Origin of the sequence: Alkalibacterium thalassium (genome assembly GCF_900101165.1) — a bacterium.
Taxonomy (GTDB): domain Bacteria; phylum Bacillota; class Bacilli; order Lactobacillales; family Carnobacteriaceae_A; genus Alkalibacterium; species Alkalibacterium indicireducens.
Map to the genome: position 1 here is coordinate 1 of NZ_FNFK01000081.1, position 6,824 is coordinate 6,824.

Genomic DNA, 6,824 nt, shown 5'->3' on the forward strand with positions numbered 1-6,824 from the left:
AGCCCTTTCCAGTTTCTTTATATGTCGTCGTCCATTCATTTAAGAAATGATTATAGACAAAGCGAGCAGATCCGATTGTTTTGTTTATCTGCTCTTTCTGTTTTTCATTGGGGTAGAGACGAAATTTATACGCTTTATTCTTGAACATACATTCCCCTCCTCTTTGTACTAAAAATACCCTAATGACGGGATTAAAGCAAGGGGAACAATGACTTTTGTGTGACGAGTTATTGCAGGAATAAGACTTATTTTTTACTTTTTTCGAAAATACTGTCGAGCAAGCTCGAGCGCCATTCATCACCCGCTTATAGAAGCGAGTGTCTTCTGTCGCAGTACGATAAAATCCGGTGCTCTCAAATCTTCTTTGAAATCCGGATACTTCTCCAAATATTCTTCAGAGGGAGCAGGTTCAATTAAGGTTTCAAGTGTAAAGCCGGTACTGAATAATGCATTCATATACGTCGTCAATGTCCGGTGGAAGCCGAAAACTCTCTCTTTTATCCCGAACCGCTGCTCAAACTGCCCTTCTTCAAAGTAGTGATCCGTCTTCCAGTGAAGACCATTGCCCTGTTCATCTCTATGCCAGCCGCTTTCAGGTGTGACGAAACAGGGGTGAAGAATCGAAAAGACAAACGTCCCTCCCGGCTTCAGTACACGATGTATTTCGCCTAATACGGCATCCAAGTGAGCTACGTCCTGAATGGCCATATTCGACATGACTTGATCAAACAGACCAGATTCCAGTTCATTCAGATCCTCCAGATCAGCCTGTCTGTAGTCGATAGCTGCATCGTTTGATGTCCGCTCACGGGCGATGTCGAGCATGCGGTCAGAAAAATCTACAGCAGTGACATAAGCACCCTTTTCGGCAAGCAGTCGGCTGAAGTATCCTTCGCCACAACCGGCATCCAGAATCTTCTGGCCTTCTACGTCTTCAAGCAAGGACAGAATAGTCGGCGTCAACAGTACTTCTTTATGTAGATCCCCGAATTTACTGGTGCGCTTTGCATAGTCTTCCGCAAATAGATCCCATCTGCGTTTGGATTCTCTTGTTACTTCATTAGTCATTTGACTTCTCCTATCCGCTTTTTAAATCAGCACTTTCTTCAATGTAATACAGGGGACACCATCTTCAAGATAACTGTCCCCTTCTCTCGTGTACCCAAGCTTTTCGTAAAAAGGTGCCGCGCTCAATTCGCCATGAATCTCGGAAGCCATGCAGCCTTTAGTCCGAGCATAAGCTTCCAGCTCTTTGACCACTCGTTCACCAAGACCTTTTCCACGGTAATCGTTTAGAACAGCAATCCGACCGGGCCGAACAGTGCCTTCATCCATTTGGATAAACCGACCTGTGGCAACTGGTTTGTCGTTATCATACAGTACGACATAAACCGTCTCATCATGGTCTTCACAGTCAAATTCATCTTGAATAGCGATGTCTCTTTCCAGAACGAACACATTCATTCGGACAAAGTAAGCTGCTGCCTGATGCCATTTTTCACTACCAATATGTACGCTTAAGTCATTACTTCCCGTGTTCTCCATTGTCATTCCCCTATTCAAGTATTCCCGTGTAATAGTTTCCCGTTTAGTATATCATAGAGAAGAAGGCACACTATGCCTATTTATATATCAGAATCATCAAACTAAAGAATTAAGAGGGGTACTATGCGAAATATAAAAATGACAATCGAATATGATGGCGGCCGCTATCAGGGATGGCAGAGACTAGGTCATACAGACAAGACGATTCAAGGCAAGATCGAACACATTCTTACACAACTGACCGGAACAGAAACGGAGATCATCGGGTCAGGCCGAACAGATGCCGGGACGCATGCCAGAGGACAAGTGGCTAACTTCAAAACGGATTCGGATATGGACCTGAATGCAATGCAGGAGATCCTGATCAACAATCTGCCGCAGGATATTAATGTCAAAAAGCTCGAAGACGTGCATGACCGTTTCCATTCACGCTACAACGCAACATCCAAACAGTACAGCTACTACGTCTGGAACCAGACTATCCCTTCAGCATTTGAACGGGGCTACAGCTTCCATTATGCTGAAGAGCTAAATTTGGACAAGATGCGTGAAGCCTGTGACAAGCTAGAGGGCAAGCATGACTTCATCGGCTTTTCTGCGCTCAAGAAATCAAAAAAATCGACAGTGCGTACACTGGACAGCGTTACCATCGAACAGGAAGGCAGCCTGATTCACTTTACATTCAAAGGAAAAAGCTTCCTGCATAAAATGGTGCGCGTACTGACGGGGACTCTTCTGGAAATCGGATCCGGAACTTTATCTATCGACAACATCGATGAGGTGTTTGAAACAGGTGTCCGAAGCAAAGCAGGACTGACTGTACCGGCCCAAGGACTGTTTCTGGATGAAGTAACGTACGACTGATGATTGAGTTCTAAGGATGCCCAATAGAGTAATATTGTACTGTCAGTTTGAGTAAGGTTCATTCGAAAGGTAGGTTTATATGAAATTAAATAATACGTTTCTGACTATACGCTTTGTTTTTTTCGCACTCTTTTCCGCACTTCTATTAACTGGTTGCGGGTCAAATGACTTATTCGGTGATGATGCCGAAAATGTGGTCTCTATAGAAGTAAGGGACTATGATTCCGATGAGCTCATTACCACTATAACTGACTCTTCATTTATAGATTCTTTAGTAGAAGAGCTGGAATACGCTGATACAGGGTCGACTGCTAATATGGATCTCATGAACCCAGAGTACACTGCCCTGTTTTTAGACAGTGAAGAACAAGTCATCCAATCATTCGGTTACTACGTTGATGAGCTGAGTCTAGGTGTGGTTGGACGTTATCACAGCAGAGAGCTTGGGGCGCTTCTTGCAGTAACGACTGAACTGCCTATAGAATAAAGTAAAAAGAAGCAGGGATAAACCCTCTGCTTCTTTTTACTTTTGAATATCACTTGATACTATTGCTTCATGTACACAGTTTAGATCACCACTTGTAAAGCTTCAGTATTTATTCTATCGACAGCTCATTTAAAAGAGTATCTAAAGTTTCGCCTTCTATGAAGTCTTCAATTGATTCTTCAGCGTGTTGTTCTATCGTTATTGTTCTTCCAGATTCTAATTCCAATGTTTTGGTGTCATTATGTTCTATCTCTTCAGTAAGAGGTGAATATAGTTCTACAGTTTGATCCTTATTAATTTTTATTGAAAATGGTTCGATGGCACCATAATATAAATCGAAATTTTCATCGTACTTTAAAAACAAAATATACTCTTGATTTATTTCTGGTTCTTTATACAAATCATTAACTATAAAAACACTATCGTTTTCCTCTTCAATATAATAATCTCTTCCGTAATGATGATTTATTTGGATAGCGCTATTTTTGGCTTCTCCACTTACAACCTCTGTAATTGTAAAATTGTATATGTGCCCCTCCACATAAGCCTGTTTATTTTCTTTAGAAAGATCATCATCATCTCTAGACATATTCCAAGACTCTTTAAAATCAGTGTATTTACCTTTCACAATGATGTCCGCCTCTGTTTCCATATGATTTAAATCTTCAGTAATAGGAAAGTCTGATGAAATAGCTAGTATGATAGGCTCTTTGGCATTTAAGCGGTTGATTCCGAGAAAAATTCCTGAAACAATTAATGCAACAGCGAACACTACAATAGTTTTTTTATTATTTTTTCTCAATTTAATTTATCCTTTCTGGATCGTAAATTTATGATATAGGAATGAGTTCAATGTGAAACACCAGCGTATAGAGTATTTATCCTATCTCTGTCTACCTTTTGAGGTGCATATATCTCTGCACGAATGCGACTAGTGTTCATTGTCTAGTGAGAATGTTTTATTAATGATGAGTCGTTGCACACTTATCAAACCTATTTAGTACTTATTGGATATCGTAAATATTCGGAAAACTTTTTATAGTCTCTTATTGAAGTAATATTTTGTTACACCTTGCATCGGCATATCATCGAGCGTTCCAAAGACGGAGAATCCTGCTTTTTTATAAAACTCTACCGCTTGATAACTTCTTGTGGTCAGTGTCAGGTTGATAATCCCTGATTCTCTACCCAGCTTTTCAATTTCCATTAACAGCTGGCTACCTATGTCCTGCCCTCTGTATTCATTACTAACTGCCAGCATTGATACATGGATGTTCTGATATTCCTTTTTTGCAATGATTCCGCCTATGATTTTCTCACCATCATAAGCCCCTATTGCAATTACTTCAGCATGCCGCTCTAAAGTCTCTTCAAAATGTTGCTCATTTTGTTCTTTAAAAATGTCATTAATGGTGGATTCCAAAGTCCCCTGTTCAACTTTTTTGAAATTGATCATCATTATGCCTCCGGTGCGTTTATAGATTATGTATTCTTCCATTGTTACAGTTCATCATCTGAAAAATTAAAACCCTAAAGTCTGAGGAAAGAATCAAGATACATTTACTCCCTTACTACTATTTGTTCTCTAGTGTTTGGACTACCTTATTTTCCTCTGTCCCTTATATAGACAACGCCGCCAATTACTGATATTAAGCTCCCCACCAGCATTAACGAATGGATAAACCCATTTAAAATTGGAACATACTCTCCTGCTAAATTCTGATTCTGGTACAGTATGTTTACTAATGCGTAAGCTAATGGTGTGCTGATTAAGATCAATATGATTCCTGTAATGAATATTCCTGTTCCATTTTTCATAAGTAATCTCCTCCTGTAAGTTATATTCTACTCTTTTATATTTTGCCACTACAATCGCTGCACGAATTGGCTTATTTAATCTTTATTTACTAAATGGACAATATGATGGCTATTGTCAATGCCATTATAGATTTCTCGTTCTTCTATTTGACCCTTGTAGATAAACAGAAACTCGTGATAGTTTGTTTGAGACTCCTCTTCCAGGAAAAAATTCTCAATTACCGAAAACAGTTCTATTTCTTCTAAGTGTTCCCCCGTCTCTTCTGCTATTTCACGTTGAATTGCTTCAGTAGTTGTCTCTGAAAACTTCACTCTTCCTCATGGTAGAGAAACAACTCCATCTGGAAATTGAGAAACAAGTATGCGCCCCTTATTTTCTATCCATGCCGCTACTCTTACATTTACTTTGCCTATGTCTGTATTTAAAGTCAAATCCATATAACTTTCTCCCTAATATTTAATTGGCGAAAGGCTCTACCTATACACCACTTCAAACTCTTCACAAACTACTAGACTGTTTACATTGAATTCCAGATTTTCTTCTTTCAGCCACTGGGTAAACAAGCTCTCATGTTCTTTTCTCCATGCTGCTAATGATTTGTCTCCTTCCCCTTCTTTAAATGCATGTTCGGCAGTCACTTCAGAAAAAGGGAGAACAGTTACTTTAGTTGTACGTATTATACAGACTGCGTTATCTTTACTGCCTAAAACAACACTAAATTCACACACTTGAGGAAGCGGGTCATTGTCTACCTGATATAAATCATAGGCAGAAGCAGTAGCTGTCTTGATACCTTTTTTTGTCAATTCAGCCAACTCGTCTTTTTGTACACCATAACTCCATGCATCGTAGCTCTTGCCTTTATATTCCTGATGTTTCTCAATAAACTTATTCCACAACATTTTCGCTTTCATTTCTAATCCCTACTTATTCTATATATATTATTCGGTTTTGAATTAATAAATTTTCGCCACTGTAACGCTGTATATTAAAATCAATACCATATTTATGAGAAAATAAACCTTAAAAAATACATTTCTTATCGATTTCTACTTATTTTCATAATTCGCATTTTCTCGCATCCGCTCGCTTTTCCCTTTTTTAATGAGCACTGTTTCCGTCATCCAAAGACCCACACCTAGTACATCACCTGGAACTGATCCGATCATCAGAAACAATCCTGAGCCTAAACATAGACTGCCGTAAATTTCAGTTTTCATATTCATTCCACCTCATATCATTTCAAAAATCTGTATAAAACTATTGCTTCTCTTATTTAATAAATACTAATATAATTATCATACAATTAATCAAATTCTGAAACAATACTTATTGGAGGCGCTAATGATGGAAAGAACACTAAAATCTCCTCGTAACACTTACTTTTTTCTCTGTCTCGTCCTGTTGCTGGCAAGTTCTGCTTACCTTCTTTTATACGAATTTTCATTAAGGGAATTGTCCTCTATTACTTTCGATGGAACATATACTCTAATTTACTTGTTTATAGGGCGCCCGTTGTGGCTTTTACCCTTCTCATTAATTCTCCACTTCTATATGTTCTTCTCGGCCTATTTATTGGTCCATGCTTCTTTGGAGAAAATGTGCAAGAATAGAATAAATTAGTTTTGAGCTCTTTAATAATTCAGTATAGTAAGTGGTCTAATAATACCTTAGACCGTTCTCATCATACTTTTTACCTATTCCCAGACACAACGAAAGGGGCTGGGAAAAAACTCCCCTAAAATGAATACATCCCTCGACCGATTTTGAGAAAAAAATGGTCGAGGGATGTTTCTTTTTTAAAGACAAAATGAGCCCCACCGGCTATAATTAAAGTACCAACAGAAATTATAGGAGGGGCTCACTTTGTATCAAAATTATACCACAATGGAAACTGCTTTAACACTACAATTAGACTTCACTATTCCCGAGGATCACGAAGCACGTCTTATCAGTCGTTTCGTTGATTCTATTCCTGCGGAATTTCTTCTGGAAGAAACCTCTTCTACGGGACGTCCTGCGTTTCACCCTGCCATGTTACTTAAAATGTGCTTATTTGCCTATAGTCGTTCTACTTTTTCAGGTCGCACGATTGAACGCATGAATGAC

At 38.9% G+C, this 6,824-nt stretch carries 12 protein-coding genes; 3 read left to right on the plus strand and 9 right to left on the minus strand.

Annotated elements, in window-relative coordinates:
• The 3 genes from BLR76_RS12440 to BLR76_RS10790 form a co-directional block, all read right to left on the minus strand.
• A partial coding sequence (locus BLR76_RS12440; protein WP_218121448.1) for a helix-turn-helix domain-containing protein occupies nucleotides 1–298 on the minus strand: 298 nt, incomplete at its 3' end.
• Entirely contained in the window at nucleotides 298–1,068 is a 771-nt protein-coding gene (locus BLR76_RS10785) for a class I SAM-dependent methyltransferase (protein WP_091268832.1), read from the minus strand. The genes BLR76_RS12440 and BLR76_RS10785, both read right to left, overlap by 1 nt.
• Before the next feature lie 21 nt (nucleotides 1,069–1,089).
• On the minus strand, nucleotides 1,090–1,545 hold the full coding sequence (locus BLR76_RS10790; RefSeq protein WP_091268834.1) for a GNAT family N-acetyltransferase: 456 nt from the start codon (nucleotides 1,543–1,545) through the stop codon (nucleotides 1,090–1,092).
• 123 nt (nucleotides 1,546–1,668) lie between these two features.
• Between BLR76_RS10790 and truA the strand changes: the two genes are divergently transcribed.
• Together truA and BLR76_RS10800 are read left to right on the plus strand one after the other, a co-directional pair.
• A complete protein-coding gene (truA, locus tag BLR76_RS10795) occupies nucleotides 1,669–2,409 on the plus strand; it encodes a tRNA pseudouridine(38-40) synthase TruA (protein ID WP_091268836.1) in 741 nt (246 codons plus the stop codon).
• 79 nt (nucleotides 2,410–2,488) lie between these two features.
• Nucleotides 2,489–2,896, plus strand: a complete 408-nt coding sequence (locus BLR76_RS10800; protein ID WP_091268838.1) for a hypothetical protein — start codon at nucleotides 2,489–2,491, stop codon at nucleotides 2,894–2,896.
• 109 nt (nucleotides 2,897–3,005) lie between these two features.
• Here the strand turns inward: BLR76_RS10800 and BLR76_RS10805 are convergent, their stop codons facing one another.
• From BLR76_RS10805 to BLR76_RS11925, 6 genes are all read right to left on the minus strand, one after another.
• Nucleotides 3,006–3,698 carry a hypothetical protein gene (locus BLR76_RS10805; protein WP_091268839.1) on the minus strand — a complete coding sequence of 231 codons (693 nt, stop codon included), beginning with the start codon at nucleotides 3,696–3,698 and terminating at the stop codon, nucleotides 3,006–3,008.
• A 234-nt stretch (nucleotides 3,699–3,932) separates the two neighbouring features.
• Nucleotides 3,933–4,352, minus strand: a complete 420-nt coding sequence (locus tag BLR76_RS10810; protein WP_176759704.1) for a GNAT family N-acetyltransferase — start codon at nucleotides 4,350–4,352, stop codon at nucleotides 3,933–3,935.
• 146 nt (nucleotides 4,353–4,498) lie between these two features.
• Complete coding sequence (locus tag BLR76_RS10815) at nucleotides 4,499–4,714, minus strand: glycosyl transferase (protein WP_091268843.1); 216 nt, start codon at nucleotides 4,712–4,714, stop codon at nucleotides 4,499–4,501.
• Between the two features lie 75 nt (nucleotides 4,715–4,789).
• Nucleotides 4,790–5,026 (minus strand): NUDIX domain-containing protein, encoded by a 237-nt coding sequence (locus BLR76_RS10820; protein WP_218121447.1) that lies wholly within the window; start codon nucleotides 5,024–5,026, stop codon nucleotides 4,790–4,792.
• 162 nt (nucleotides 5,027–5,188) lie between these two features.
• Entirely contained in the window at nucleotides 5,189–5,629 is a 441-nt protein-coding gene (locus tag BLR76_RS10825; RefSeq protein WP_091268845.1) for an ASCH domain-containing protein, read from the minus strand.
• Between the two features lie 135 nt (nucleotides 5,630–5,764).
• The gene (locus BLR76_RS11925; protein WP_176759705.1) at nucleotides 5,765–5,935 is read right to left on the minus strand and encodes a hypothetical protein; all 171 of its coding nucleotides are present in this window, start codon (nucleotides 5,933–5,935) and stop codon (nucleotides 5,765–5,767) included.
• A gap of 667 nt (nucleotides 5,936–6,602) precedes the next feature.
• On the opposite strand from BLR76_RS11925, the gene BLR76_RS10830 reads away from it, so the two are divergent.
• On the plus strand, nucleotides 6,603–6,824 hold a 222-nt coding region (locus BLR76_RS10830), incomplete at its 3' end, for a transposase (protein WP_425425723.1).